General features: G+C 68.3%; 23 protein-coding genes. 9 read left to right on the top strand and 14 right to left on the bottom strand.

What is annotated here, in order from left to right:
- Positions 1-31: 31 nt before the first annotated feature.
- Positions 32-1,873: a PHA/PHB synthase family protein gene (locus tag JW792_RS04595; RefSeq protein ID WP_206340899.1), complete on the top strand. Its 1,842-nt coding sequence runs from the start codon at positions 32-34 to the stop codon at positions 1,871-1,873.
- A 147-nt stretch (positions 1,874-2,020) separates the two neighbouring features.
- Here JW792_RS04595 and JW792_RS04590 read toward each other — a convergent pair whose 3' ends face one another.
- The 3 genes from JW792_RS04590 to JW792_RS04580 all read right to left on the bottom strand — a co-directional run bounded on the left by JW792_RS04590 (position 2,021) and on the right by JW792_RS04580 (position 4,394).
- A complete protein-coding gene (locus tag JW792_RS04590; protein WP_135996946.1) occupies positions 2,021-2,665 on the bottom strand; it encodes a CoA transferase subunit B in 645 nt (214 codons plus the stop codon).
- Between the two features lie 20 nt (positions 2,666-2,685).
- The gene (locus JW792_RS04585) at positions 2,686-3,321 is read right to left on the bottom strand and encodes a CoA transferase subunit A (protein ID WP_241095109.1); all 636 of its coding nucleotides are present in this window, start codon (positions 3,319-3,321) and stop codon (positions 2,686-2,688) included.
- Between the two features lie 158 nt (positions 3,322-3,479).
- Positions 3,480-4,394, bottom strand: coding sequence for a YihY/virulence factor BrkB family protein (locus JW792_RS04580; protein ID WP_135996950.1), 915 nt, complete (start codon positions 4,392-4,394; stop codon positions 3,480-3,482).
- Positions 4,395-4,636: 242 nt separating this feature from the next.
- On the opposite strand from JW792_RS04580, the gene JW792_RS04575 reads away from it, so the two are divergent.
- The gene (locus JW792_RS04575; protein ID WP_135996952.1) at positions 4,637-5,125 is read left to right on the top strand and encodes a GNAT family N-acetyltransferase; all 489 of its coding nucleotides are present in this window, start codon (positions 4,637-4,639) and stop codon (positions 5,123-5,125) included.
- Here the strand turns inward: JW792_RS04575 and JW792_RS04570 are convergent.
- On the bottom strand, positions 5,122-6,264 hold the full coding sequence (locus JW792_RS04570; RefSeq protein ID WP_135996954.1) for a CaiB/BaiF CoA transferase family protein: 1,143 nt from the start codon (positions 6,262-6,264) through the stop codon (positions 5,122-5,124). The genes JW792_RS04575 and JW792_RS04570 overlap by 4 nt on opposite strands.
- 101 nt (positions 6,265-6,365) lie before the next feature.
- Here JW792_RS04570 and JW792_RS04565 point away from each other — a divergent pair, with 101 nt between their 5' ends.
- The gene (locus tag JW792_RS04565; RefSeq protein WP_135996956.1) at positions 6,366-7,649 is read left to right on the top strand and encodes a diguanylate cyclase domain-containing protein; all 1,284 of its coding nucleotides are present in this window, start codon (positions 6,366-6,368) and stop codon (positions 7,647-7,649) included.
- A 151-nt stretch (positions 7,650-7,800) separates the two neighbouring features.
- Here JW792_RS04565 and mfd read toward each other — a convergent pair whose 3' ends face one another.
- A complete protein-coding gene (mfd, locus tag JW792_RS04560) occupies positions 7,801-11,298 on the bottom strand; it encodes a transcription-repair coupling factor (protein WP_135996958.1) in 3,498 nt (1,165 codons plus the stop codon).
- Positions 11,299-11,536: 238 nt separating this feature from the next.
- Between mfd and radA the strand changes: the two genes are divergently transcribed.
- Genes radA through JW792_RS04540 form a run of 4 tightly spaced genes read left to right on the top strand, consistent with a single transcriptional unit; the run spans position 11,537 to position 15,680 of the window.
- The gene (gene radA / locus JW792_RS04555) at positions 11,537-12,910 is read left to right on the top strand and encodes a DNA repair protein RadA (RefSeq protein ID WP_135996960.1); all 1,374 of its coding nucleotides are present in this window, start codon (positions 11,537-11,539) and stop codon (positions 12,908-12,910) included.
- Between the two features lie 15 nt (positions 12,911-12,925).
- Positions 12,926-13,504, top strand: a complete 579-nt coding sequence (locus tag JW792_RS04550; RefSeq protein ID WP_135996962.1) for a CvpA family protein — start codon at positions 12,926-12,928, stop codon at positions 13,502-13,504.
- Complete coding sequence (purF, locus tag JW792_RS04545; RefSeq protein WP_135996964.1) at positions 13,501-14,967, top strand: amidophosphoribosyltransferase; 1,467 nt, start codon at positions 13,501-13,503, stop codon at positions 14,965-14,967. Before JW792_RS04550 ends, purF begins: the two co-directional genes overlap by 4 nt.
- Positions 14,964-15,680 carry an SDR family NAD(P)-dependent oxidoreductase gene (locus JW792_RS04540; protein WP_135996966.1) on the top strand — a complete coding sequence of 239 codons (717 nt, stop codon included), beginning with the start codon at positions 14,964-14,966 and terminating at the stop codon, positions 15,678-15,680. The genes purF and JW792_RS04540 overlap by 4 nt, the downstream gene beginning before the upstream one ends.
- Positions 15,681-15,738: 58 nt before the next feature.
- Here the strand turns inward: JW792_RS04540 and der are convergent, their stop codons facing one another.
- From der to JW792_RS04500, 8 genes are all read right to left on the bottom strand, one after another.
- Positions 15,739-17,130, bottom strand: coding sequence for a ribosome biogenesis GTPase Der (gene der / locus JW792_RS04535; protein WP_135996968.1), 1,392 nt, complete (start codon positions 17,128-17,130; stop codon positions 15,739-15,741).
- Between the two features lie 126 nt (positions 17,131-17,256).
- Positions 17,257-18,684, bottom strand: coding sequence for an outer membrane protein assembly factor BamB family protein (locus JW792_RS04530; RefSeq protein WP_135996969.1), 1,428 nt, complete (start codon positions 18,682-18,684; stop codon positions 17,257-17,259).
- A complete protein-coding gene (locus tag JW792_RS04525) occupies positions 18,684-19,409 on the bottom strand; it encodes a tetratricopeptide repeat protein (RefSeq protein ID WP_158291637.1) in 726 nt (241 codons plus the stop codon). The genes JW792_RS04530 and JW792_RS04525 overlap by 1 nt, the downstream gene beginning before the upstream one ends.
- Positions 19,410-19,491: 82 nt before the next feature.
- Positions 19,492-20,319: a 3-methyl-2-oxobutanoate hydroxymethyltransferase gene (gene panB / locus JW792_RS04520; protein WP_135996973.1), complete on the bottom strand. Its 828-nt coding sequence runs from the start codon at positions 20,317-20,319 to the stop codon at positions 19,492-19,494.
- 86 nt (positions 20,320-20,405) lie between these two features.
- Entirely contained in the window at positions 20,406-20,759 is a 354-nt protein-coding gene (locus tag JW792_RS04515; RefSeq protein WP_135996975.1) for a hypothetical protein, read from the bottom strand.
- On the bottom strand, positions 20,756-21,298 hold the full coding sequence (locus tag JW792_RS04510; protein ID WP_135996977.1) for an RNA polymerase sigma factor: 543 nt from the start codon (positions 21,296-21,298) through the stop codon (positions 20,756-20,758). The genes JW792_RS04515 and JW792_RS04510 overlap by 4 nt, the downstream gene beginning before the upstream one ends.
- Before the next feature lie 22 nt (positions 21,299-21,320).
- Positions 21,321-21,710 carry a DUF6249 domain-containing protein gene (locus JW792_RS04505; RefSeq protein ID WP_135996979.1) on the bottom strand — a complete coding sequence of 130 codons (390 nt, stop codon included), beginning with the start codon at positions 21,708-21,710 and terminating at the stop codon, positions 21,321-21,323.
- Between the two features lie 61 nt (positions 21,711-21,771).
- Entirely contained in the window at positions 21,772-22,356 is a 585-nt protein-coding gene (locus JW792_RS04500) for an NnrU family protein (protein WP_135996981.1), read from the bottom strand.
- Between the two features lie 411 nt (positions 22,357-22,767).
- On the opposite strand from JW792_RS04500, the gene JW792_RS04495 reads away from it, so the two are divergent.
- Both JW792_RS04495 and JW792_RS04490 read left to right on the top strand, forming a co-directional pair.
- Positions 22,768-23,085, top strand: a complete 318-nt coding sequence (locus tag JW792_RS04495) for an ArsR/SmtB family transcription factor (protein WP_135996982.1) — start codon at positions 22,768-22,770, stop codon at positions 23,083-23,085.
- Complete coding sequence (locus JW792_RS04490; protein WP_192900991.1) at positions 23,082-24,116, top strand: acyl-CoA desaturase; 1,035 nt, start codon at positions 23,082-23,084, stop codon at positions 24,114-24,116. Before JW792_RS04495 ends, JW792_RS04490 begins: the two co-directional genes overlap by 4 nt.
- On the opposite strand, the gene JW792_RS04485 is transcribed toward JW792_RS04490, so the two are convergent.
- Entirely contained in the window at positions 24,113-24,313 is a 201-nt protein-coding gene (locus JW792_RS04485) for a SlyX family protein (RefSeq protein WP_135996984.1), read from the bottom strand. The genes JW792_RS04490 and JW792_RS04485 overlap by 4 nt on opposite strands.
- Positions 24,314-24,316: the final 3 nt, after the last annotated feature.

Here is a 24,316-nt window from a genome sequence, read left to right as displayed (position 1 = left end):
GCCCAGAGCCGAGGCGCCCGAGACCGGAGCGATGCCTCCGGGGGCGGAGATCGCCTCCTCGCCCTTCGCCTATGGCGCGCTGCCCGAGATCCCGGTGGAGGACGTGAAGCGGCTCGAGGAGCTGTCGCGCAATCTCATGCAATCGGCGCTGAAGAGCCAGAAGGTGCTCTCCGACGTGATGAGGAAGTCGCTGGAGGGCGACCAGTCCATGCTCCCGCAGGCCGATCCGCTGCATGCCGGGCCGGAGATGCTGCAGGTGTGGGAGAACATCCTGTCCGATCCCGAGCTGCTGATGCAGTCACAGGCCGATCTCTATCGCGGCTACATGGATCTGTGGTCGGGCACGATGGGCCGGCTCATGAGCGGGGAGGCCAAGCCCGCCGTCGAGCCGGAGAAGGGCGACAAGCGCTGGCGCGCGAAGGAGTGGAGCGAGCATCCGGTCTTCGACGCGATCAAGCAGAGCTACCTGCTCAATCAGCGCTTCCTGATGGGTCTCGTCTCCGGCGTGAAGGGCGTGGACGAGGCCACCAAGCGCAAGGCCGAGTTCGTGACCCGTCAGATCGTCGACGCGATGGCGCCGACGAATTTCGCGCTGACCAACCCCGAGGTGATCCGCGAGACCTACGAGACGCGCGGGGAGAACCTCACGCGCGGCCTCATGAACCTGGTGCGCGATCTCGAACGCGGCCAGGGCCGGCTCGCCCTGTCGCAGACCGACATGGAGGGCTTCGAGGTCGGCAAGGACCTCGCCGCCACGCCGGGCCAGGTGATCTTCAGGAACGAGGTGATGGAGCTGATCCAGTACGCGCCCGCGACGGAGAAGGTGCGAAAGCGCCCCCTGCTCATCGCGCCGCCCTGGATCAACAAGTTCTACATCCTCGACATGCGCGCCAAGAGCTCGATGATCGCCTGGCTCGTGGAACAGGGGTTCACCGTCTTCCTCATCAGCTGGGTCAATCCGGGCCCGGAGCTGAAGGATGCGAGCTTCGAGGACTATATCCGCAAAGGTCTCTTCACGGCGCTCGAAAAGGTCGAGCAGGCCACCGGCGAGACGAAGATCGACACGGTCGGCTACTGCATCGGGGGCACGATGCTCGGCACCGCGCTCGCACTGATGGCGGCCGAGGGCGACACGCGCATTGCGTCCGCGACCTTCTTCGCCGCCCAGCTCGATTTCGAGCTCGCGGGCGATCTGCTCGTCTTCATCGACGACGAGTGGTTCAAGGAGATCGGCCGGCTGATGGACGCCCAGGGCGGGGTGCTGGACGGGCGCACCATGGCGGACACGTTCAACATGCTGCGCTCGAACGACCTCGTCTGGTCCTTCGTGATCAACAACTACCTGCTCGGGCGTCAGCCACAGGCCTTCGACCTCCTGTACTGGAACGCCGACCAGACGCGCATGCCGAAACGGCTTCACCTGTCCTACCTGGAAAACTTCTACAAGAAGAACCGGCTCGCCCGCGGCGAGATGGAGATGGCCGGCCACAGGCTCGACCTGTCCAAGGTGACGATCCCGGTCTTCATGCAGGCGAGCCGTGAGGACCACATCGCTCCGGCCGCCTCGGTCTACAGGTCGGTCAAGCTGTTCGGCGGCAAGGCCCAGTACATGATGGCCGGATCAGGCCATATCGCGGGCGTGGTCAACCATCCCGACGCGAAGAAGTACCAGCACTGGGTCAACGAGGCCCTGCCCGACACGCTCGAGGAGTGGCTCGCCGGCGCCAAGGAGCATCCGGGCTCCTGGTGGCCGCACTGGCGCGCCTGGCTGTTCGACCAGAGCGACACGATGGTCGACGCGCGCGAGCCCGGCGGTGGCAGGCTGAAGCCGATCTGCCCGGCGCCGGGCGAGTATGTGAAGGTGAGGAGCTAGGCGGCGGGCAGGCGCCTTGCCCCGTCCCCGCCGCTCCCTCGCGTCATTCCGGTGAAAGCCGGAACCCGGGGATGATGTCTTCAGGGGGCGCCCGGGTTCCGGAGAGCCGCTTCGCGGCTTCCGGAACGACGAGGTTCGGACCGTGGCCTACCCTACCCCCTCGGCGACCTTGAACTTCGCCTCGGTGGATTTCTCGATGTCCTCCAGCGTCACGCCGGGGGCGAGTTCGGTGAGCAGGAGGCCGTCCTCGACGACGTCGAACACGCCGAGCGTGGTGATGACGCGGTCCACGCATCCCTTGCCGGTCAGCGGCAGGGTGCATTCCTTCAGGAGCTTGCTCTCGCCGGCCTTGTTGGTGTGGTCCATGATGACGACGACGCGCTGCACGCCGGCGACGAGGTCCATTGCCCCGCCCATGCCCTTGACCATCTTTCCGGGGATCATCCAGTTGGCGATGTCGCCCTTTTCCGAGACCTCCATCGCGCCCAGGATGGACAGGTTGATGTGCCCGCCGCGGATCATGGCGAAGCTGTCGGCGGAGCTGAAATAGCTCGTCTTCTTCAGCTCGGTGATGGTCTGCTTGCCGGCATTGATGAGATCGGGATCGACTTCGTCCTCGCGCGGGAACGGGCCCATGCCGAGCATGCCGTTCTCCGACTGCAGGGTCACGTCCATGTCCTCGGGGATGTAGTTGGCGACGAGGGTCGGGATGCCGATCCCCAGATTGACGTAGAAGCCGTCTTCGAGCTCCCTGGCGGCGCGCTCGGCGAGTTGTTCGCGGGTCCAGGCCATGATGTCTGTCTCCTTGTCGCTTACGCGCGCACGGTGCGCTGTTCGATGCGCTTCTCGTGCTCGCCCTTGATGAGGCGCTGCACGAAGATGGCGGGGGTGTGGATGCAGTCCGGATCGAGTTCGCCCGGCTTCACGAGTTCCTCGACCTCGGCGACCGTGACCTTGCCGGCCATGGCCATCATCGGATTGAAGTTCCGGGCGGTCTTGCGATAGACGAGATTGCCCTCGGTATCGCCCTTCCACGCCTTGACGAGCGCGAGGTCGGCGGTGAGCCCGGTCTCGAGGATGTAGGTTTCCCCGTTGAACTCCTTGTGCTCCTTGCCCTCGGCGACCAGCGTGCCGACGCCGGTCTTGGTGTAGAAGCCGGGAATGCCGGCCCCGCCCGCCCGGCAGCGCTCGGCGAGCGTGCCCTGGGGGTTGAACTCGAGCTCGAGCTCGCCGGAGAGATACTGCTTCTCGAACGTCTTGTTCTCGCCCACGTAGGAGGAGATCATCTTCCGGATCTGGCGGGTCTGCAGCAGGAGGCCGAGGCCGAAATCGTCCACCCCGGCATTGTTGGAGATCACGGTGAGATCCTTCACCCCGCTGTCGCGCAGCGCGGTGATGAGATTTTCCGGGATGCCGCACAGGCCGAAGCCGCCGGCCATGATGGTCATGCCGTCGAACAGGAGGCCGTCGAGTGCGGCGGCCGCGTCGGAATGGACTTTCTTCAAGGAAGGCTCTCCCTCGCCGAACAGGTTTTCAACGTGCGTTGAAGATCGAAGCTCGCCGCCGTTATATCGCGCTCATTGGCGAATTCCAGAGGCTTTGTGGGTCAGGCTTCGCTGGAATCCCCGATATTGCGCCCGGCCCGGCGGTCGATCTCCACCGCGAGCGCGCCGCCGAAGAAGACCGCGTAGCTCGCCCAGTAGATCCACAGAAGGAAGACGACCACCGCGCCGAGCGGGCCGTAGAGCGTGGGGTTCACGATGGTGGAGACATAAAGGGTGAACCCCTTGGAGATCAGCAGCCACACGCCCGTCGCGACCCCCGCCCCGGTGAAGCTCGCCCTCCAGCTCGTCTCCCCGGCGCGCTGCATGAGGTAGCGGTAGAGCAGGGCGAGACCCAGCACCATCGTGCCGCCCGCCGTCGTCCACTCGTTGAACACGGGCGAGAAGTCCGGCCGCTCGAAGCCGAGCAGTTCGGCGAGCGGGCGCAGGATCGCCGGCACGGTCAGCACCAGGAGGTTCGCGCCGACCAGGAGCATCCCCCCGGCGAGCACCGCGCCCATGGCCAGAAGGTTGAAGTGCAGGATGTTGCGGATATCGCCCCGGCGCGCGATCTGGTTCAGCCCCGCGATCAGGGCCTTGGCCCCTCGCCCGGCGGCGAACAGGAGGATCGCCACGGCGACGAGGCTCTGCACCGTCAGCGAAAGGCGCGGGGCGGCGGTGAGATTGGCCAGCTGGCGCTGCAGGAATTCATAGGCCGTAGGCGGAAGGACCTCGGCCACCTGCAGGGCGGAGAGCTGGTTCAGCGCATCGGAGGCGGAGAAGATCAGGCCGTAGATCGAGGCCCCGACGAGGACGGCCGGGATCAGGGCGAGCAGCGCGAAGAAGCTGGCGCCGCCGGCGAACAGCATCACCTCGCGCGCCATCATCCGGTTGATCGCCTTCACCGTGACGGCGACCGGGCCGATCTCCATCGCGGTCGACGACAGCGCGCGCACTCTCTGGACCAGGGACTTGTGCATGCACGGATGGCCTGACATGGCACCGGAACGAAGACGCCGGCCGCGGATCGCGGCCGGCGTCTCGCCCGAGGCAGGCACGCCTCGAAACGAAAACACCGGCTGCGCGAGGGACTGACATAAGAGTTGCCGGCGTTTTCGCAAAGCAGCTTGTGCGCGCCTGGCTGAACCGGGGCTGAACGGATGCGCGCGTGCCGGGCAGATCCCTCTTGCCTCCTGCGGCGCGAGGGCGCAGGAATCCGGCGATGATCCTGCGCCCTGAAACTCCGAGCGATTTTCCCGCCGTCCACCGCCTGCACGCCGCGTGTTTCGAGACCGGGGCGGAGGCCGACCTCGTCGATCGCCTGCGGGATGACGGCGACGCGGTCATCTCGCTCGTCGCGGAGATCGAGGGCGCTGTCGCCGGCCACGTCATGTTCTCGCGGATGCGCGCGCCCTTCCCCGCCCTCGGCCTCGCGCCGGTCAGCGTGGCCGCGCCGTGGCGCAGGCGCGCCATTGCAGCACGCCTGATCGAGGCAGGGCTGGACCGGGCGCGCGAGGGGGGCTGGCGCGGCGTCTTCGTGCTTGGCGATCCGGCCTATTATTCAAGGTTCGGATTTTCCGCGGAGGCTGCGGCGGGCTTCGAGTCACCCTATGCCGGTCGCTATCTGATGGCGCTTTCCCTCGACGGCGAAGCCCTGCCCGCAGCGCCGGGCCGCGTGGACTACGCGCCCGCCTTCGACGGCCTCGCCTAGCCCGCGCCGATCGCGCCGGCCTTCCTGAGTGCCTCGATCTCGTCCGCCGAGAAGCCCCAGGCGGCGAGCACCGCCTCGCTGTCCGCGCCGGGCTTCGGGGCCGGACCCTGGATCCTGCCGGGCGTCTTGGAGAAGCGCGGCGCGGGGGCGGCCTGGGTCACGCCCTCCACGGTCTCGAACGCGCCGCGCGCGGCGAGATGGGGATGGTCCGGGGCTTCGGCGGGGCTCATGACGGGAGCGAAGCAGGCGTCGGTGCCTTGCAGGATTTCCGACCACTCATCGCGCGTCTTCGACCGGAAGGTCGTTTCGAGAAGCGTGCGGAGCTCCAGCCAGGTTCTGGAATCGTAGGGGTTTTTCGCCGCAGGATCGTCGGCGATCCCGAGCGTTTCGAACAGGAGCTGGTAGAATTCCGGCTCCAGCGGGCCGATCGAGACGAACCTGCCGTCGGCGCATTCGTAGCAGCCGTAGAAGGGCGCGCCGCCGTCGAGCAGGTTTTCCCCGCGCGCGTCGGACCACATGCCCATGGCCGAGAGCTGGTGGATCGCGCTCATCAGCGAGACGGTGCCGTCCACGATCGCGGCGTCGACGATCTGGCCTTCCCCGGTCTGCTTGGCGTGGTGCAATGCGGCGAGCACGCCGAAGACGAGATAGAGCGAGCCGCCGCCGAAATCGCCCACCACGTTGAGCGGCGGGACGGGCTTGTCCTTCGTGCCGATGGCGTGGAGCGCGCCGGTGAGCGCGATGTAGTTGATGTCGTGGCCGGCCGCGTGGGCGAGCGGGCCGTGCTGGCCCCAGCCGGTCATGCGTCCGTAGACGAGGGCCGGATTGCGTTTCAGCACCACTTCCGGCCCGAGGCCGAGCCGCTCCATGACGCCCGGGCGATAGCCCTCGAGAAGGATATCGGCCTGCTCGAGAAGTTTGAGACAAGCCTCCACGCCTTCGGGCTTTTTCAGGTTCACCCCGAGCGATCTGCGTCCGCGCGCGAGGACTTCGGAAGGCCCCCCGCCCTGGGCGCCGGGCCGGTCGATGCGGACCACGTCGGCGCCGAGATCGGAGAGCAGCATGGCCGCGAAGGGCGCCGGGCCGAGCCCGACGAATTCGACCACTTTAACGCCCCGCAAAGGCCCCTGTGCTTTCATGTCGGTACCGGATGATTCGTGGTGGGATCAAAAAAATAGGGAAGCCGGGTTGTGACACTCAAATATCAAGGACACAATGCCTCCGGTCTGGCACGCGGGGGATGATGGGACGCGCCGCCGATCTCTTGATAGCCGGAGATCTCGATCCGGTCGCCGAGCTCGGCGGACATCTGTCCGGGCTCGGATTCCGCACCCGTCATTGCAGCCTCGGACGCGTCGGCGAGGAGCTTGCCGCCCAGCCCTATGACGCGGTGGTCACGCTCGGCACGCTGACGAGCGAGGTCTCCCATCCCGGCGTCGTCCACGTCCATGTCGGCGACCCCGGCCCGGCGAAGCCCGACGCGATCCTTCGCCCTCCGGCCCACCCGATCCAGATCGCGGCGCGCGCCCGCTCGCTGCTGCGCCTGTCCGTGATCGAACAGGTCGCCGCGCTGCGCCGGCGCGACGCTCAGCTGGCCGGCGCACCGATCCAGCCGGGCAAGGCTGGCAAGGCGCGGTCCTCGATCCTCTATGTCGGAGCGCCCGATCCCGCCTTCATGCGCCTGCAGCACGCCCTTTCGGGAACCGGCGCGGAGGTCATCGCGGCCTTCTCCACGTTCAACGCCTTCGACTACCTGCACGAACGCGCCTTCGACGCGGTGGTGCTGAACACCCATCCCGATCCCGATCTCGCCCACACGGTGTGCTCGGCGATGCGGCGCAATACCCGGCTCTATCACACGCCCGCGCTCCTGCTGACCCGCAGCGAGGTCTATGGCAGCGCCGACGAGGCCTTCGCGCGCGGCGCGTCCGACATCCTGCCCGCCAAGGCGCAGGGGCCGGAACTGCGCGCCCGGGTCATGGCGCTGGCCACCGAGCGTCAGCGCCGGCGCGCCGCCAAGGCACAGCTGGAAGCCTGCCGCCAGCCGGCCCTGCTCGACGAGGGCTCTGACCTGTTCGTCGCCGAATTCGGCCGCGCGCATCTCGGCTCGCTGGTCCAGGCGAGCGCCGATCACGGCTCGCGCCTGTGCCTGGTCGCGCTCTCGGTCGCGACGCCGCCGGCCGCCGGCGATCCGGACGGGGCGACCGCGCTGCATGCGCTCGACCAGTTCGCCTCCATGCTGCGCCACTGCGTGCGCGCGGAGGATCTCGCCGTCCGCCTGGATGCCTCGCGCTTCTACCTTGCCCTGCCGAGCACGCCGGCCGAGGAGGCCGCAAACGTCGCCTCGCGCGTCGCGGCGATCGCGGAATGCACCGCCTACGAGGGCGTTGACCCGCTCAGCCCGTTCCGCGTCGAGGTCCGCCACGCGGTGGAGGAATGGCGCGCCGGGGAAAGCGCCGACGCCCTGCACGAGCGCGCCTTCGCCCAGCTGGATACCGGGCGGCTGCGGCTGGTGGCGAGCTGAGGTCTCTCCTCCCCCTAGATGGGAGATGTCCGGCGAATCCGGACGGAGGGGGTGAAGACGCCGGCAACCGGTCCTTGCCGTAATCACACCCCACCCGACCTCGCCTTCGGCGAGGCCTCCCTCCCCATCGAGGGGAGGCAGGGGTGGTCCCCTAAGCCGCCTCCCTCTTCGCCCTCTGTGCCGCATCGGCCAGCGGGGCGAGCAGCTTCTGCACGCCCTTCAGCCGGTCCTTGACCTCGGGGAACTCGCCCCTGAGGACCATGGTGCTGTCCGGGCGGAGCTTGTAGTCGCCGGGGCGCCGGGTCATGAGATCGACGAGCGCGGCAGGGTCGGCAAAGGCGTGGTCGCGGAAGGTGGCGACGGCTCCCTTGGGACCCGCGTCGAGCTTGGCGACGCCCGCGCGCTTGCACAGGGTCTTGATCGCCACGACCTCGAGGAGGCTCTCGACTTCCTCGGGCAGCTTGCCGAAGCGGTCGATGAGCTCGGCGGCGAAGCCCTCGCGTTCGGCCTTGGTCTCGATGCCGGACAGGCGCTTGTAGAGCTGCAGGCGCATGTCGAGATCGGGCACGTAGCTCTCCGGGATGAGCACGGCGGCGCCGACATTGATGTTGGGCGACCAGTCGCGGCTCTCGTTCTCGGCGAGGTCACCGCGCAAGCTCGCGACGGCCTCCTCGAGCATCTGCTGGTAGAGCTCGACCCCGACATCGCGGATATGGCCGGACTGCTCCTCGCCGAGGAGATTGCCGCCGCCGCGAAGATCGAGATCGTGGCTGGCCAGGGTGAAGCCCGCGCCCAGATTGTCGAGCGATTGCAGGACCTGCAGGCGCTTGGTCGCGCCCTCGGTGATCTTCTCGCGCGCCGGCGTCGTCAGATAGGCGTAGGCGCGTGCCTTGGAGCGCCCGACCCGGCCGCGCAGCTGGTAGAGCTGGGCCAGGCCGAACCGGTCGGCGCGGTGGACGATGAGCGTGTTCGCCGTCGGGATGTCGATGCCGGATTCCACGATGGTGGTGGACAGCAGCACGTCGTACCGGCCCTCGTAGAAGGCGGTCATGATGTCTTCCAGACTCGAGGCCGCCATCTGGCCGTGGGCGGTGACGAAGCTCACCTCGGGCACCTGCTCGCGCAGGAATTCGGCGGTGTCTTCCAGATCGGCGATGCGCGGCACGACGAAGAAGCTCTGCCCGCCGCGATAGCGCTCGCGCAGCAGCGCCTCGCGCACGGTGACCGGGTCGAACGGGCTGACATAGGTACGCACGGCGAGACGGTCGACGGGCGGGGTCGCGATGATGGAGAGATCGCGGATGCCGCTCATGGCGAGCTGGAGCGTGCGCGGGATCGGTGTCGCGGTCAGGGTCAGCACGTGGACCTCGGCGCGGAATTCCTTCAGGCGCTCCTTGTGGCGCACGCCGAAATGCTGCTCCTCGTCGACGATGAGAAGGCCGAGGTCCTTGAACCGGACGCCCTTGGCGAGGATGGCGTGGGTCCCGATGACGATGTCGCACGTGCCGTCGGCGACCTCCTTCTTCGTCGCGCTCGCCTGCTTGGGTGTGACCATGCGCGAGAGCTGGCGGATCTGCACTGGCCAGCCCTTGAAACGCTCGGTGAAGGTGTTGACGTGCTGGCGCGCGAGCAGCGTGGTCGGCGCGACGACGGCGACCTGCTTGCCGCTCATCGCGGCCACGAAGGCGGCGCGCAGGGCGACCTCGGTCTTGCCGAAGCCGACATCGCCGACGATGAGCCGGTCCATCGGACGGCCCTTGGAGAAATCCTCCAGCACGTCCTCGATGGCAGAGAGCTGGTCTTCGGTCTCGGCATAGGGGAACTTGGCGCAGAACTCGTCGAAGATGCCGGCCGGGGGATCGAGCACGTCGGCCTCGCGCGCATTGCGCTGCGCGGCGATCTTGATCAGTTCATTGGCCATGTCGCGCAGGCGCTTCTTGGCCTTGGCCTTGCGCGCCTGCCAGGCCGCGCCGCCGAGCCTGTCGAGCTGGGCGGTCTCCACGTCCGAGCCGTAGCGCGAGAGCAGCTCGATATTCTCCACCGGCAGGAACAGCTTGGAGCCGCCGGCATATTCCAGTTCCAGGCAGTCGTGGGGCGCATCCTGCACGGTCAGGGTCTTCAGGCCGAGATAGCGCCCGAGCCCGTGATCGGCGTGCACGACGAGATCGCCGGGCGTGAGACTGCCGGCCTCGGCGATGACGTCGGCGGACTTGCGGCGCTTCTTCGGCCGCGCGAGGCGGTCGCCGAGAATGTCCTGCTCGGAGACGAAGCAGTAGTCCTCGCTCTCGAACCCGCGCTCGAGCGGCAGGACGATGCGCACGACGGTGTTGGAGGAAAGCTTCGCCGCCTCGTGCCAGTCCTTCGCGGCCTCGATCGGTTTCAGACCATGCTCGGCGAGCACGCCGCCGAGGCGCTCGCTCGCGCCTTCCGACCAGCTCGCCAGCAGGACGCGCTTTCCCGCCTTGCGGCGGTTGACGATGTGATCCTTGGCCGCCTCGAACACGTTGCGGTCGGCCTGGCGCTCGGCCGCGAAGGTGCGGCCCTGCTTGCCGGTCAGGGTCACCGCCTCGCCGGAGGTCTCGTGGAAGGGCGTGAAGCGGCGCCACGCGCGGGTTTCCAGCGCGGCGTCCCAATCGGCCTGCGTGAGGTAGAGCGCATCGGGTTCGAGCGCGCGATAGACCGGGGCCGAGAGGGCACCGGGGGCGCGGCTCTCCTGCGCATCGACGCGGGCCTGGTAATAGTCCGCGATCTGCGCAAGACGCTCCTCGCGTGCGTCCTTCACGAGCGGGTCGAGACCGATCAGGGCCCCCTCCCCGACATAGTCGAACACGGTATCGAGACGGGGGTGGAAGAGCGGCAGCCAGTGCTCCGCGCCCACCGGCCTCGCCCCGGCGCTGACGCTGTCATAGATCGGATCGCCCGAGACCCCGCCGCCGAACCGCTTCAGGAAGCCGGAGCGGAAGCGGGAAATGCTGTCCTCGTCGATGAGGATCTCGCTGACCGGCGTGAAGCGGGCCTGCTTGAGCTGCTTCGAGGTGCGCTGGGTCTCCGGATCGAAGCTGCGCACGCTCTCGATCGTGTCGCCGAAGAAATCGAGCCGGATCGGCTCGTCGGCATCGGCCGGAAACACGTCCACCACCCCGCCGCGGATCGCGAAATCGCCGCGCTCGGTCACCGTGGTGGCGCGGGTATAGCCGTTGCGGGTGAGATAGGTCTTCAGCTCCTCGACATCGAGCATGGCGCCGGATCTGGCAAGGATCCCGCCGCCGGTCATGACCTCGCGCGGGGCGCATTTCTGGATCACGCCGTTGATCGTCGCGATGACGATGAGCGCGCTCGTGTCGTCCGGCGCGCGCTCGGCGAGGCGGTGCAGCGCCCCAGCCCGGCGCGCCGCGGTGCGCGGGCTCGGAGAGATGCGGTCATAGGGCTGGCAGTCCCAGGCCGGCAGGCGCAGACGCGCGATGTCGGGCGCGAAGAAGGCGCAGGCCGACGCGAACTCGCTCGCGCGCGCGTCGTCGGAGCAGATGAACAGGCTGACCCCGCCGCGCATCCGCGCGGCGTCGCAGAAGACGAGCGCGTCGAAGCCTTCCGGCGCGCCGCAGACGGTCAGGCCGCCTCTGGCGCGGGCGATGCGGTCGAGATCGTTCAAGGCGGGCTTCCTCGGGGCTCTGGCCGGTGCGCGGGCCGCTGACTCACAGACGAACGCACGAACGCCGTTTTCCTCCCGCGCCGGATGGCGGGGAGGTGCGGGTCGTGTGCCGGGCGCTGGATATAGCCCCGTCCCGGCCCGGCGTGAAGGCGCGCGGGTGCGAGAGACGGGCGCCGGGTGAAGCCCGAATCGCGCTTTGGCGCTATAGTGCGGCACGAGTGCGAAGAGGACGCCCGACTTGCCCCGTTCCGACACCGTCCATGTCTGCCAGTCCTGCGGGGCGGTCCATGCCAAGTGGGCGGGGCGCTGCGATGCGTGCGGCAGCTGGAACTCGCTGGTCGAGGAGACCGGCGCCGAGGCCCCGCTCTCGGCCCAGGCGGGGGTGAGGAAGCGTGCAGCGACCCGGCGCTCGCGCCTCGAACTCGTCGATCTCGGCAGCGCGACGGACGACCCGCCGCGGCTGCAGTCCGCCATCGCGGAGTTCGACCGGGTCGCGGGCGGCGGGCTGGTGCCGGGCTCGGCGGTGCTGGTCGGCGGCGATCCGGGGATCGGCAAGTCGACGCTGCTGCTGCAGGCCGTGGCCAATCTTGCGAAGAGCGGCGCCAAGGCGGTCTATGTCTCCGGCGAGGAGGCGGCCGACCAGGTGCGCCGGCGCGCGAGGCGCCTGGGGCTCGCCGATGCGGCGGTGGCGCTCGCGGCGGAGACCTCGCTGGAAGTGATCCTGGACGGGCTGAAGGCGGAAAAGCCCGACATCGCCGTCATCGATTCCATCCAGACGATGTGGAGCGACCAGCTCGCCGCGGCGCCGGGAACGGTCGTCCAGGTGCGCGCCTGCGCCCAGGAACTCGTGCGCTTCGCCAAGAAGCGCAACACGGCCGTGATCCTCGTCGGTCACGTCACCAAGGAAGGCCAGATCGCCGGCCCGCGCGTCGTGGAGCACATGGTCGACACAGTGCTCTATTTCGAGGGCGAGCGGGCCCACCAGTTCCGGATCCTCCGGGCGGTGAAGAACCGCTTCGGGCCGACCGACGAGATCGGCGTGTTCGAGATGGCCGACAAGGGGCTGCAGGAGGTCGCCAATCCGAGCGCGCTGTTCCTGGACGGACGGGGCGAAGCGGCCTCGGGCGCGGCGGTGTTCGCCGGCATGGAGGGGTCGAGGCCGGTGCTGACCGAAATCCAGGCGCTCGTGGCCCCGGCCGCCTTCGGCACGCCGCGCCGCGCCGTGGTGGGCTGGGATTCGGGACGCCTGGCCATGGTGCTCGCCGTGCTCGAGGCCCGATGCGGGCTTGGCTTCGGCGGGCGCGACGTTTATCTCAACGTCGCCGGCGGGCTGAAGATCTCCGAGCCGGCGGCAGACCTTGCGGTGGCGGCGGCCTTGGTATCCTCACACTTCGACACCCCCCTGCCCGGTGATGGCGTGGTGTTCGGCGAGATCGCCCTGTCCGGCGACGTGCGCCCGGTCGGCCGCGCCGAGGCGCGCCTGAAGGAGGCCGCCAAGCTCGGCTTCAAGCGCGCGATCGCGCCGGCGGGCAGCGAGGGCGGCGCCCTTTCCGTTACCGGTCTTTCGACCGTCCAGGCGCTGGTGCGCCATCTCGACCCGGATTCGCACTGAACCAGAGGAACGACCATGGAAGGTCTCGCCGGCTTCGACCTCTTCGCCCTGATGGTGCTGTTCGTCTCCGGCGTCATGGCGCTGATGCGCGGCTTCGTGCGCGAGGCGCTGACGATCACCGCCTTCGTGGGAGCCGCCCTCGCCGCGCTGTGGAGCCAGCCCGTGATGGGCGCGGTGGCGCGCGAGTTCATCGCGTCGCCCCTGATCGCCAACCTGATCGCGATGGCCCTCGTCTTCCTCATCGTCTATCTCGCCATCTCCTTCGTGACCTCCTCGCTGTCGCGCAGCGTGAAGGAGGGCGAGGAGGTAAGCACGATCGACCGCACGCTCGGCTTCGTCTTCGGCGTGGTGCGCGGCATCCTCCTGCTCGGCCTCATCGTGCTGGTGTTCAAGAACACCCTGCCCGGCGCCCAGCCCGAATGGCTGCGCGGGGCGCGGGTCTATCCGCTCGCCGAAGCGACCGCCCGCCTGCTGCAGTCCCTCGCCCCGGAAGGAACCTGGGCCGGCGGCACTGCGGGCGAGCAGCGCGAGAACCTTGACGACGACCCCATCGGTCGCCTTATCGAGCGCACAAACGAGGACCCGAACGGATGAATTTTCCCTCCCTCACCTACGACGCGGCCACGGACAGGCCCGTCGAGGAATGCGGCGTCTTTGCCGTACGCGGCGTCGACGATGCGGCGGTGCTCGTCGCATTGGGCCTGCACGCCCTGCAGCATCGCGGCCAGGAGGCGTGCGGCATCACCAGCTATGACGGGCTCGGCTTCCATTCCGAGCGCCGCCTGGGCCTGGTCGGGGAGCATTTCACCGATCCGGAGACGCTTCAGGGCCTGAAAGGCACGATGGCCATCGGCCACAACCGCTATTCGACCTCGGGCTCGGGCGCGCTCCGCAACGTCCAGCCGCTCTATGCCGACGTGAGGGGCGGCGGCGTGGCGGTCGCCCACAACGGCAACCTGACCAATGCCCGCGCGATCCGCGAGGAGCTCGTGGCCTCCGGCGCGATCTTCCAGTCGACCTCGGACACCGAGGTGATCATCCAGCTCGCCGCGCGCTCGCGGAAGACCAATTCGGCCGACCGCCTCCTGCAGGCGCTGCGCCAGATCGAGGGCGCCTTCGCGCTCGTGGCGCTGACCAACGACAAGCTGATCGGCGCGCGCGACCCGCTGGGCATCCGGCCCCTCGTCATGGGCGAGCTCGACGGCGCGGTGATCTTCGCCAGCGAGACCTGCGCGCTCGACATGATCGGGGCGCGCTTCATCCGCGAGGTCGAGCCGGGCGAAGCGATCATCGTGTCGGACAACGGCATCGAGAGCCGGCGCTACGCGCCCCACCAGAAGCCGCGCCCCTGCGCCTTCGAGTACATCTATTTCGCCCGGCCCGACTCCCTCATCGCCGGACGCTCGGTGTACGAGGCGAGGAAGCGCATGGGCATCCGCCTCGCCCAGGAGACCCCGGCCGACATCGACGTGGTCGTGCCCGTGCCCGATTCCGGCATGACGAGCGCGCTCGGCTATGCCGAGGAGATCGGCAAGCCCTTCGATCTCGGGATCATCCGCTCCCACTTCGTGGGCCGCACCTTCATCCAGCCCACGCAGGCCAAGCGCGACCTCTCGGTGCGCAGGAAGCACGCCGCCAACCCGGCCGTGCTGAAAGGCAAGCGGGTGCTGCTGGTCGACGATTCCATCGTGCGCGGCACGACCTCGAAGAAGATCGTGCGCATGGTGCGCGAAGCTGGCGCCAAGGAAGTCCATTTCCGCTCCGCCTGCCCGGCGATCACGCACCCGGACTTCTACGGCATCGACATGCCGATGCGCGAGGAGCTGATGGCGGCGAGCCACGATCCCGAACGCATGCGCGAGATGCTGGAATGCGACTCGCTCGGCTTCCTCTCGGTGGAAGGCCTCTACTGGGCGATCTGCAACGAGAAGCGCAATGACGCGCAGCCCCAGCTCGCCGATCACTACTTCACCGGCGAATACCCGACGCGCCTGATCGACCGCGACCGCGCGATCTCGGCGAAGGATCACCAACTTTCCCTCCTGGTGGACGCATGAGCGAAAAACGACTGGATGGCCGCGTGGCCCTCGTGACCGGGGCCTCGCGGGGCCTCGGCTTTGCCGCCGCCAAGGCGCTCGCCGCCGAGGGCGCGCAGATCATCGCCACCGCCCGCACAACGGGCGGGCTGGAACAGCTCGACGACGAGATCCGCGAGGCGGGCGGCCAGTGCACGCTCGTTCCGCTCGACCTGATGGATCCTGAAGGCATCGAGAAGCTCGCCGAGATCGTCGCGAACCGCTGGGGCAGGCTCGACATACTCGTCTGCAATGCCGGCGTGCTCGGCCAGATCACTCCGGCCCACCAGATCACGGCGAAGACCTGGAACGAGGTGCTGGGCGTGAACACGATCGCGCCTGCGCGCTTCATCCGCGCCTTCGAACCGCTGCTGAGGAAATCCGACGCCGGGCGGGCGATCTTCGTCACATCCGGAGTCGGCAGCCAGCGCGCGAAGATCTACTGGGCCGCCTACGGCGCCTCGAAGGCCGCGCTCGACAACCTGGTGCAGAGCTGGGCGAAGGAACTCGCCGACAGCGACATGCGCGCCAATCTGCTCGATCCGGGGCCGACGCGCACCCGCATGCGCGCCAAGGCCGCCCCCGGCGAGGATCCCGAGACGCTGCCCCATCCCGACGAGGTCGCGCCGCTGTTCGTCGAACTCGCTCTGCCGGGCGAGACGCGCAACGGGGAAATCGTGCGCTTCGGGCGCTAAAGGTCGAACGCCATCCGAGACCGGAGCGCCCCGGCCGATCCGCCGGGGCGTATTCGTTTCAGTCCTTCGCGTACGGGTTCTTGCCGCCCTTCACGATCAGCCTGATCGGCACGCCGGGAAGGTCGAAGGCCTCGCGCAGGCCGTTGATCAGATAGCGCTTGTAGCTGTCGGGCATGTGGGCGGCGCGCGAGCACATCAGGACGAAGGTCGGCGGGCGGCCCTTGGTCTGGGCCATGTAGCGCGGCTTGACGCGGCGCCCGTCGACGGCGGGCGGGGGGTGACGCTGGGTCATCTCCTTAAGCCAGTCGTTGAGGTCGCGCGTCTTCACCTTGGCGCGCCAGTTGCGGTGCAGCTGGTCGACCGCCGGCATGATCTGGTCGAGCCCGCGTCCGGTGAGGCCGGAGACCGGCAATAGCGGTGCACCCTTGACCTGGGGCAGGAGGCGTTCGAACTCCTCGCGCATCACCTGAAGCGTCTTCTGCTTGTCGGTCACCGTGTCCCATTTCGACAGGAGCACGATGAGACCGCGGCCCTCGTCTGCGACGCGGCTGGCAATGGTCAGGTCCTGCTTCTCGAACGGGCGCTCGGCATCGACGAGCAGCAGCACCACCTCGGCGAACTTGATAGCGCGCAGCGTGTCGGCCGCGCTCATGCGTTCCAGCCGGTCCTCGACCTTGCCGCGCTTGCGCAGGCCCGCCGTGTCGTGCAGGCGCACGCGGCGCCCGTTCCACTCCCATTCGACCGCGATCGCGTCGCGCGTCAGGCCCGCCTCCGGGCCTGTGATCAGACGCTCCTCGCCGATCAGCGCGTTCACGAGCGTCGACTTGCCCACGTTCGGGCGGCCGACGACGGCGATGCGCAGGGGCGGGTTGTCGTCCTCCTCCTCATCGAGATTGGGATCCTCGTCATCGAGAACCAGGTCCTCGCCCGGGCCCTCCCCGGCGATTCCGGCATCCTCGAGCGCGTCGAGCACCGCGCGGTAGAGATCGGCCATGCCCTCCCCGTGCGCGGCCGAGATCGGCACCGGCTCGCCGAGTCCCAGATTCCATGCCTCGAGCGCGCCGGCATCGCCCTGCTTGCCCTCGCACTTGTTGACCGCGAGGATCACCGGCCTGTCGGACTTGCGCAGCAATGCGGCGAAGCGTTCGTCGAGCGCCGTCACGCCCTCGCGCCCGTCAATCAGGAAGATGCAGACATCGGCATGCTTCAGCGCCGCCTCGGTCTGGGCGCGCATGCGGGCCTCGATACCGTCTTTGGCATCCTCGTAGCCGGCCGTGTCGATCAGGCGCAGGTCGAGATCGCCGAGGCGCCCGCGCGCCTCGCGCCGGTCGCGGGTGACGCCCGGGCGATCGTCGACGATCGCGAGCGGCTTGCCCGCGAGGCGGTTGAAGAGGGTGGACTTGCCGACATTGGGCCGGCCGACCACCGCGATCGTCGGCGGTCTGGTCATGGATTTCCCTGCCCTTACAGGCTCCGCGGCGGGATCGCTTCGCTTCGAGGCGCTCCCGCTGCGGGTTTATCTATGGATGCGTGATCGAACCGGTGAAATGGTGCCCATTTCACCCTCGGCCACGCTCTAGCGGTAGGCGGAGAGCCGGCCTTCGTCGGTGACGACATAGACCGTCTCGTCCGCGATGATCGGCGCCACATAGACCGGTCCGTCAAGGTCGCGATCACCGATGCGCTCTCCCGTCGAGGCGTCGAGCAGGACGAGCTCGCCTCGCGAGGAGGCGAGCACCAGCCGGCCTCCGGCCATGATCGGCCCCGCCCAGGCGATGCGGTTCCGGCGCTTGTCAGGATTGCGGAACGCCTGCAGCGGCGTGATCCAGCGGATCTGCCCGCTCTCGCGGTCGAGCGCCACGACCTCGCCATCGGTACTGACGATGAAGAGGAAGTCGCCGGCCACCCACGGCGTATGCAGCGTGCCGATCTCCTGCGTCCAGACACGCTCGCCGGTGCGCAGGTCGAAAGCCGCGAAAAGTCCCGAATGGCTCGCCGCGTAGACGCGGTCATTGACCACGACCGGGCTGCCGGCAATGTCGTTGATCGTGGAGAGCGGCGTGAGCCCGCCGGCGCGGGTGAGCGAATCCGACCAGAGCACGGTGCCGTTCTGGACACGCAGCGCGACGATTTCGCCGGAGGTGTAGGGCACGATCACGACCTCGCCGAACACGGCCGGGCTCGGCGCGGTCAGCAGGCGCGCGCTCTCGGAAATGCCGCGATGGGTCCAGAGCACATCGCCGGTCGTCGCGTCGATCGCCATCAGCTCGTTGTCGTCGGTCGTGACGAACACGCGCCCGTCGGTCACCGTCGGTGCGGAGTGGAAGGGCGTGAAGGCGGTCTGGCGCCAGACTTCCTCGCCGGTCGAGGCATCGAGCGCGGCGATGAACTCGGCGCCCCGGTGAACATAGACCCGTCCGCCATCGACCGCGATGCCGCCGCCGAAGCTCATCCGGTCGGGCGAAGCATCGCCGCCCCCGATGAACGGGATCGGCACGAAGAAGCCGCCGCCGTCGCCGTCATCGGTGCGCCGCCGGATCGTGCGGGCCCAGATCTCGTTGCCGTTCGAGGCGTCGTGGGCAGCCACCCGTCCGTCGCCGCCGACGGTGTAGATCACACCGTCGAGGACCACGGGGCGGGCATTGAGACGCTGACTGTGGCCCGATCCCTCGCCGATGCGCGTGCGCCAGACCCGGTTCAGGTCGCCGCTCGCCCCGGTGTGCTGCATCGCATGGCTCGGATAGCCGTCCGGCTGCGACCAGCGGTCGTTGACGTAGCTCGTGGGCAGGTCGATGGGCTGGCCGAAATCCGGCGAGTGCTCCAGCGTCTGCTCGAAGGCGAGCACCGAGACGCGCTCGGACTGGGCCGGCGCATCGGGATCGTCGGTTTCCTCCCCGGCGAACGGGTTCAGACGCTGCAGGCGTTCACCCGCCCCGCAGCCCGAAAGGGTGAGCGCGCAGACGGCAAGTGCCGCCACAAGGCCATAGCGGCTCGCGTATGCCATCAATTCCCCTCCTGTGCCGGCGCGCCTTCGGCAGCCCCGGTCTCGTCCGCTGTCCCCGCCGCCGCGCCCTCGCGCTGCGGCGCATGCTGTTCGATCAGGGCGAGCGCCTCCGCGGTGCGCGCCTGCAGGGCCGGCGGGGCGTCGAGCGCGAAGCTGATCTGCTCGTAATGGCGCCTTGCGTCGTCCCAGCGCTCCGCCTCAAGGGCGGCAGCGCCCATGAGTTCGCGTGCCAGCGGGGCGAGCGGGCCGCCATTCTCGATCAGCGGCTCGGCGCGCAGGACGACGTCGTCGTAGGAGAGCTGCCCGAACTCGACCAGCAGGGCCTTGTAGCGGGCGACGTCGCGCGTGAGCCGGTCCGGCGCGGTCGAGGCGGCCTGGGAATAGAGGCGCGCGGCCTCCGTGCGCTCACCCTGTTCGAGGGCGATGGCCCCCTGCTGCATGAGCGCCAGCGTCTCGTACCCGCGAGGGGACTCCGCAGCGAGGGTTTCCAGGTGCGCCTGCGCGGTGGCCAGTTCGCCATTGCCATAGGCCGCTGCCGCCTCGAGCATGCGCCCGCCTGCTGCCTCCGCAGAGCGCGTCTGCGCCGCGCTGTACCACTGATAGCCGGCCACGCCGGCGATCACGGCGACCGCGGCGCCGAGCACCCACGGCCCCCACTTACGGAAGATCTCCTGATAGCGTTCCTTGCGGAGTTCTTCTTCGACTTCGTCGAAAACGTCGGCCAAATCGGCGCTCCGAAACTTCAATACCTCAAACGTGGCGCGACCCTAGCCGCGCCGGACGGGCCGGGCAATACGGGCGTGCTGCTCAACCGCGCTTCGCGCCGTAGACATGATCGCCGCCGGGGAAGGTGCGCGCGCGCACCGCCTCGGCATAGGCCTTGACCGCGTCCTCGGTGAGAGCGCGCATGTCGGCGAATTTCCTGACGAATTTCGGCACGCGGCCGGTCTGCCCGAGCATGTCGTTGGTGACGAGGATCTGCCCGTCGCACCGGGCCGAGGCGCCGATGCCGATGGTCGGAGCGCTCACCGTGTCGGTGATTTCCTCGGCGAGATCCTGGGCGACGCCCTCGACCACGATGGCGAAGGCGCCCGCCGCGTCGGCGGCGCGGGCCTCATCGAGCACGCGCGCGCGCTCGGCCTCGGTCTTGCCCTTCGCCTTGAACCCGCCATCGGCGAGCGCGGCCTGCGGGCGAAGACCGACATGGCCGATCACCGGGATGCCGCGTTCGGCGAGGAAACGGATCGTGTCGCCGGCATAGACCCCGCTCTCCAGCTTCACCGCCTGCGCCCCGGTCTCGGCGAGCACGCGGGCCGCGTTCTCGAACGCCTGCTCGCGGCTCTTCTCGTAGCTGCCGAAGGGCATGTCGATGGCGACCAGCGCCCGGCTCGAACCGCGCATCACCGCGCGGCCGTGCAGGATCATCATCTCCAGCGTCACCCCGATCGTGTTGGGAAGCCCGTGCACGACCATGCCGAGCGAATCGCCCACCAGCAGCAGGTCGCAATGGGGATCGAGCAGCGCCGCGGTCGGCGCGTCATAGGCCGTGAGGCAGACGAGCGGCTCGCCGCCCTTGCGGGCGCGGATCGAGGGCGGGGTCTGGCGCTGGGCCGGGCTTTGCGACTGGGCTGACATGGGGCGGGCCTTGGCTGGGGCTGGAAATTCGCCCGCACCTTAGCGCCATTTCGCAACTGCACAAATGCGCGCCGGCCGCGCGCAGGCTAGAGCGAGGACCGTCGCGGCAGCACGGCGGCGAAGCCGAGCGCCATCGCGGCCATGATGAGGCTCACGAGCAGCTCGGGTGCGAGCGAGGCGCCGGGCAGCTGGGCGAACATCGAGACGGCGGCATCGGCCTGCGGACCGAGAAGGCGCTGCAGCTGGCTGCCCGCGATCAGGGCTCCCGCCGCGCCCGCGGCACCGAGCGCGAGGACGCGAAACCGCTCCGGACGCGACAGGCGCGCCGTGACCTCCCGTGTGAAGCGCTCGACCTCGCCGGCATGGCGATAGGGCCGGGCCGCTTCGTCGAACATCGCGCTCAGGCGATCGTCGAAGGGATCGTGATGGGTCTTGCTCATGCCGCCATCTCTCTATGCTCGAACCAGGCCTTCAGCTTGTCGCGCCCGCGATTGACGTGGGACTTCACCGTGCCGAGCGGAAGGCCGGTGATCTCCGCCGCTTCGGAATGGGTCAGGCCGTTGGCATAGCACAACACCACGCAGACCCGCTCGTCCTCCTTCAGCGTCGCGAGCGCCCGGTCGAGATCGAGCGACTGGCCGGCCATGGCCGGCGGCGCGCCCGTCTCCTCCGGTTCGCGCGCCAGCGCCTCGGCGGTGCGCGCCGCGGAGCGCTGCTTGCGCGCATGCATCAGGAACTCGGTGTAGGCGATGCGGCAGAGCCAGGCCTTGAAACTGCCATCGCCCTTGAATCCGTCGATCTTGTTGAACGCCCTGATGAACGCGTCCTGGGCGAGATCGTCGGCGAGGGCCGCGTTGCGGCACATGCGCATCAGCATCGCCCGGACCAGGGCCTGGTGGCGGCGCACGAGTTCGCCGAACGCGTCGCGATCGCGCGCCGCCAGGACCAGGGCCACAAGGTCTTCGTCCGATGCCTTCACGATGCGCCCCCGGCTCGCGGCACTACTCGGCCCGCCGCTTCTCGCGATTGAACCAGCCGAACGCCAGCAGGACCAGGCCGATGAATCCCGGGAAGGAGGCCACCGCCGTCATGATCGGGAACACCTCGTCGGCCTCGCCCGGCTCGACCGAGCCGATCGCCCATCCCAGAACCACGAAGGACAGCGCGATCGCGAGCATGATCGCCCCGGCCTTCAGATCGCCGCCGCCGGTCTTGCGGGGCATGCCGAGCGCGCGGATCGTCTCCGGCGTCAGCTGCTGGCCGCTCCTGGCGGCCTCCTGAACAGTATCGAGCACCGCGCGGCGGTTCTTCGATCCGAAATGCATCGTCAGCCAGACGATCGCGACGACCATCGCGAACAGGCCGAGCGGCACGAGCAAACCTTCATCCATTTTGAGTCTCCATCTTCTTGCCGTCGCGTCCGACCAACCGATTTTTCAGACGCTCGAACAGTCAGATGCCGGGCGGCGGGGCTTCGGATGCAAACCCGATCACCGCGACGCCGAAGAGCTGCATGTGGAACCAGGCGAGGCCGGCCGCGAAGGCGAGACCGACGAGCACGGCCGTCATGTCCGCGCGCCAGGTGCCCGGGTTCTCGAACTCGCCGCCGCGCACATAGGCCTCGATCAGGGTGACGAGCGACCAGACCGCGAAGCTTCCGAACAGGACGATATTGGCAAGCTCGCCGTTGGCCAGGAGGTGCGTGCCCGACCAGACGAGTATGCCCAGCGTCATGGGATGGCGCACGATCGCGCGGATATGGCTCGGCACGTAGGCCGAGACCACCAGCACGAGCGAGACCGGAATCGCGAACAGCGCCAGCGTGCGCGTCCAGGCCGGCGGGGTCCAGACCGTCTCGCTGGGATGGGAGAGGATGTGGCCGTAGACGATGAGCGCGAGCCCGACCGCGGAGAGGATGGAGTAGAGGATCGCGAACATCCCCTCGCCCATCGCGCGCGCCACGACGCCGCGCAGTCCCACCAGACGGATCGAGTGCACCCCGAGAAAGATCGCAAGTCCGACGATGAGTACGCCCATGAAGCCCTCCTTCACCTCGCGCGCAGTCTAGAGCGACTCTGCCCCGCGTGGCGATGGGCAGCCGGGGCGTGCAACGGGGAAGCGGTGCGATTTTCCGGCAGGTGGTGGCTTCGCGTCCGCACCGGCGCTCTTCCTGCTGCGCCACGCGCCGGCCGGGTTCGCGGTCGGGGCCGTTCTCCTCGCGGTTCCGCCGCGGATTGGGCCCTGGCCGCTTGGACGGGACCTCGTCGACGAGGCCGTTTGCGCCCCGCACCTTGCTGATGATGCGCGTGGCGACGCGGCGGGGGAAGCCGCGGGGAGTGTTGGGCCGTCATGCACTCCACGCTCGTGAGCACGCGGGCGGTACCGGATTTTCGCTTCCAGATCGCTTAAGGGTTGCGCTTTCATATTTTCCTATTTAGGAAAGTATGAATGGAAAAGGCGTTTAAAGCTCTGGCGTCCACGCCCCGTCGGCGGATTCTCAACCACCTCGCCGCTGGACCGATGACGGTGAGCGAAATCGCCGCCAAATTCGACATGGCGATGCCGTCGATTTCCAAGCACATTTCGGTCCTGCACGATGCGGGACTGCTGCACCGTCAGAAGCGCGGACAGGAAGTGATCTACTCGATCGCGGCCGATAGCCTGGCAAACAGTCTTTATGCCTTCCTGACCCCGTTCTGCCCCGAGGCGCGTGCGCTGGCCGCCGAACGCAAGCTGAAAAACCTCGAGGAGGAGGACGCGCCGTGAGTGCAACGCAAGGCGAAGCGGCCAGCGGGGCCTTCAAGGTCAATTCGCTTTCCGGCCTCGACGAAGCCGATGCAGGAAGCGGCCGGCTAGTGTGGGACACGCCCCGTTCTATCTGGAACATGTCCTTCATCCTGGCGGCGATGGTTCTGGGACCGCTCTTCTTCACCTGGAGCGCCTTCGCGGTCTTCCTGGTCCTGTCCGGATTCACCTTGTGCGTCGGCCACTCGGTCGGATTCCACCGCCGCCTGATCCATCACACCTTCGACTGTCCCAAATGGCTCGAACGGGTGATGGTCTATGTTGGCGTTTTGGTGGGCATGGGCGGACCATTGTGGACCGTGGGCCTCCACGACATCCGCGACTGGGCGCAACGGCAGGAGAATTGCCACTGGTTCCTGCGACATGGAAAGCCAGCATTGGCGGACGGCTTCTACTACCTCAACTTTCGGCTGATCTTTGACAAGCCGCCGAAATTCGATGCCGGGCCCGGTATCAGCGACGATCCCTTCTACCGCTTTCTGGAGAAGACATGGATGTTGCACCAGATCCCGGTCGCCCTCCTACTCTTCTGGCTGGGCGGATGGTCTTGGGTGGTGTGGGGCGTGGTCGTACGGGTTGCGGTCTGCTTCACCATGCACTGGTACATCGCCCACGTCGCACATCGGCACGGGCAACAGGACTGGTTTGTCGAGGACGCGTCGGTGCAGGGCTATAACATCGCCTGGCTGGCAATTCCGACAATGGGCGAGAGCTGGCACTGCAACCATCATGCTTTCCCGGCCTCGGCGCGTCACGGACTCTACCCGGGTCAGATCGATTGGGGCTACGACTTCGTCCGGGTGCTTGCATGGCTGGGGCTCGCGAAAAACATTCAGCTGCCTGCCAACCTACCGCCGCGGTCGGCAATCACACCGCTTACCGACCGGGCGTTGAGCATTGCGGCACCGGGACAGGCCGAGCTTTCAGGTGCTTGGCAGCGCAACGGGTCGCCCCACAGTTGCGAGCCAAGGAACGCTCCGCGTCTTAACTAATAATGCGGCGGCTTCTCGCTGGCCGGACCGGGAAGCCCCGCTTCCAGCTCGGCGATGCGCGAGTCCGAGGCCTGAAGCCGCGCCTTCAGCCGCTCGATATCCTTCTGCTGCAGTGCCAGCGCCTCGGACAGGTCCTCGATCACGCGCTCCTGTTCGGCGAGATGGGCTTCGATCCGGTCGAGGCGGGGTTCGGTCATGGG

It is taken from the genome of Marinicauda algicola (assembly GCF_017161425.1).
GTDB lineage: Bacteria > Pseudomonadota > Alphaproteobacteria > Caulobacterales > Maricaulaceae > Marinicauda > Marinicauda algicola.
This window is presented reverse-complemented; position numbering and strand designations above follow the sequence as displayed.

Coding starts and splice junctions, on each gene's coding strand:
- JW792_RS04595 (WP_206340899.1), top strand. CDS start 32: ATGCCTCCGGGGGCGGAGATCGCCTCCTCGCCCTTCGCCTATGGCGCG.
- JW792_RS04590 (WP_135996946.1), bottom strand. CDS start 2,665: ATGGCCTGGACCCGCGAACAACTCGCCGAGCGCGCCGCCAGGGAGCTC.
- JW792_RS04585 (WP_241095109.1), bottom strand. CDS start 3,321: ATGACCATCATGGCCGGCGGCTTCGGCCTGTGCGGCATCCCGGAAAAT.
- JW792_RS04580 (WP_135996950.1), bottom strand. CDS start 4,394: ATGCACAAGTCCCTGGTCCAGAGAGTGCGCGCGCTGTCGTCGACCGCG.
- JW792_RS04575 (WP_135996952.1), top strand. CDS start 4,637: ATGATCCTGCGCCCTGAAACTCCGAGCGATTTTCCCGCCGTCCACCGC.
- JW792_RS04570 (WP_135996954.1), bottom strand. CDS start 6,264: ATGAAAGCACAGGGGCCTTTGCGGGGCGTTAAAGTGGTCGAATTCGTC.
- JW792_RS04565 (WP_135996956.1), top strand. CDS start 6,366: ATGATGGGACGCGCCGCCGATCTCTTGATAGCCGGAGATCTCGATCCG.
- JW792_RS04550 (WP_135996962.1), top strand. CDS start 12,926: ATGGAAGGTCTCGCCGGCTTCGACCTCTTCGCCCTGATGGTGCTGTTC.
- purF (WP_135996964.1), top strand. CDS start 13,501: ATGAATTTTCCCTCCCTCACCTACGACGCGGCCACGGACAGGCCCGTC.
- JW792_RS04540 (WP_135996966.1), top strand. CDS start 14,964: ATGAGCGAAAAACGACTGGATGGCCGCGTGGCCCTCGTGACCGGGGCC.
- der (WP_135996968.1), bottom strand. CDS start 17,130: ATGACCAGACCGCCGACGATCGCGGTGGTCGGCCGGCCCAATGTCGGC.
- JW792_RS04530 (WP_135996969.1), bottom strand. CDS start 18,684: ATGGCATACGCGAGCCGCTATGGCCTTGTGGCGGCACTTGCCGTCTGC.
- panB (WP_135996973.1), bottom strand. CDS start 20,319: ATGTCAGCCCAGTCGCAAAGCCCGGCCCAGCGCCAGACCCCGCCCTCG.
- JW792_RS04515 (WP_135996975.1), bottom strand. CDS start 20,759: ATGAGCAAGACCCATCACGATCCCTTCGACGATCGCCTGAGCGCGATG.
- JW792_RS04505 (WP_135996979.1), bottom strand. CDS start 21,710: ATGGATGAAGGTTTGCTCGTGCCGCTCGGCCTGTTCGCGATGGTCGTC.
- JW792_RS04500 (WP_135996981.1), bottom strand. CDS start 22,356: ATGGGCGTACTCATCGTCGGACTTGCGATCTTTCTCGGGGTGCACTCG.
- JW792_RS04495 (WP_135996982.1), top strand. CDS start 22,768: ATGGAAAAGGCGTTTAAAGCTCTGGCGTCCACGCCCCGTCGGCGGATT.
- JW792_RS04485 (WP_135996984.1), bottom strand. CDS start 24,313: ATGACCGAACCCCGCCTCGACCGGATCGAAGCCCATCTCGCCGAACAG.